We start from the raw sequence: 1,623 nt of genomic DNA, 5'->3' as shown, positions 1-1,623 counted from the left end.
CCGGATCCGGCGGAGCTGCCGCAGGACCGCAGCCAGGCGATCCTGGAGGCCGCCAAGCAGATCGGCGCCCTCCTCAAACGCGCGGGCCACCCCTTCGCGCTCGCCGGAAGCGTGGCGGTCTACGCCCACGGCGGCAGCCGCTACCTCCAGCACGACGCCGACTTCGCCATCCTCCCCGACGACGCCGAGGCGGTGGCCGCCACCCTGCGGGAGGCCGGACTCGGGGTACGGCTCCCGCCGGAGGACTGGCTGATCAAGACCACCTGTCACGGGCAGAACGTCGACGTCATCTTCTCGCTGGCCCACCAGCCCGTCACCCGGGAGATGCTCGACCGGGCCCACGTCCTGCCGGTCGACTCGGTGCTCATGCCCGTCCTCAGCCCGACCGACCTGATCCAGAGCCTGATCAGCGCCTTCTCCGAGCACTACTGCGACTTCGGCTCCGTCCTGCCGGTGGCCCGCGCCGTACGGGAGAAGGTCGACTGGGACGCGGTCCGCGCGGCCTGCGGTGCCGAGCCCATGCCCGCGGCCTTCCTCTTCCTCCTCGAACGGCTGCACGTGATCGACGCCCAGGAGGGCCAGCCATGACCGACACCAGCCCGCCGCCCCCGCCGGCGGCCGGGAACCTGGACTACCGCGTCGCCCACCTCGCCGAACACCTCGCCTCCGGGGAACTGGGGGAACTCGGCGTACGACTCGAACTGCGCGGCGACGTCGTCCTGCTCACCGGCACCGTGCCGTCCACCCAGTGCCGGGACGACATCCTGCGCATGGCCCGCGAGGAACTGGCGGGGCATCCCGTCCACAGCGACCTGCTCATCGCCGGGACCTCCTCGCCCGACCACGGAGAGGACCTGACATGATCCGCGTCGCGGCCGTCGGGGACATTCACATGGGCCCCGAGAGCCAGGGCACGCTGCGCTCCGCCTTCGAGACCCTGCCCGGGTGCGCCGACGTGCTGCTGCTCGCCGGCGACCTCACCAGGCACGGCACACCGGAGGAGGCCGCGGTCGTGGCCCGCGAGATCAAGGACCTGGGGGTGCCCGTCGTCGCCGTACTCGGCAATCACGACCACCACGACGAACGACCCGAGGAGGTCACCGCGATCCTCCGGGACGCCGGCGCCCACGTCCTCGAGGGAGAGGGTGCCGTCGTCACCGCCGACGGCGCCCGGATCGGGGTCGCCGGGACCAAGGGCTTCGGCGGCGGTTTCGTCGGCCGCTGTGCCGGGGAGTTCGGCGAACCCCTGATGAAGGAGTTCGTCCGCTACACCCGCCGGTGCGCCGACGGGCTGCACCGCGCCCTGAAGGACCTGGAGGAGCAGGACTGCGACGTACGGATCGCGCTGACCCACTTCTCCCCGGTGCCGGACACCCTGGCCGGGGAGCCGCTGGAGATCTACCCGTTCCTCGGCAGCTATCTGCTCGCCGAGGCGATCGACACGGCCGGCGCCGATCTCGCGGTGCACGGCCACGCCCACGCGGGCACCGAGCACGGCATGACCACCGGCGGGGTGCGTGTGCGCAATGTGGCCCAGCCGGTGATCGGGCAGGCGTTCCACGTGTACCACCTGCCGGGTACGGCGGCCTGATCGCGGACCGGGCCCGCGGGTCCCCTCAGGCC

Annotated in this window: 3 protein-coding genes; all 3 read left to right on the top strand. The window is 72.4% G+C overall.

Annotation, left to right across the window (positions count from 1 at the left end):
• Positions 1-588: nucleotidyltransferase family protein (locus H5J33_RS34515; protein ID WP_181798603.1), on the top strand; the 588-nt coding region annotated here is incomplete at its 5' end.
• Positions 585-863, top strand: coding sequence for a BON domain-containing protein (locus H5J33_RS34510; protein WP_181798602.1), 279 nt, complete (start codon positions 585-587; stop codon positions 861-863). The genes H5J33_RS34515 and H5J33_RS34510, both read left to right, overlap by 4 nt.
• Positions 860-1,591, top strand: coding sequence for a metallophosphoesterase (locus H5J33_RS34505; protein ID WP_181798601.1), 732 nt, complete (start codon positions 860-862; stop codon positions 1,589-1,591). Before H5J33_RS34510 ends, H5J33_RS34505 begins: the two co-directional genes overlap by 4 nt.
• Positions 1,592-1,623 lie beyond the last annotated feature (32 nt).

The sequence above is a fragment of the Streptomyces sp. WELS2 genome, from assembly GCF_013870595.1.
GTDB lineage: Bacteria > Actinomycetota > Actinomycetes > Streptomycetales > Streptomycetaceae > Streptomyces.
The sequence above is the reverse complement of the archived record's forward strand: the minus strand, read 5'-3'. Positions and strand labels throughout refer to the sequence as shown.

Coding starts and splice junctions, on each gene's coding strand:
- H5J33_RS34505 (WP_181798601.1), top strand. CDS start 860: ATGATCCGCGTCGCGGCCGTCGGGGACATTCACATGGGCCCCGAGAGC.
- H5J33_RS34510 (WP_181798602.1), top strand. CDS start 585: ATGACCGACACCAGCCCGCCGCCCCCGCCGGCGGCCGGGAACCTGGAC.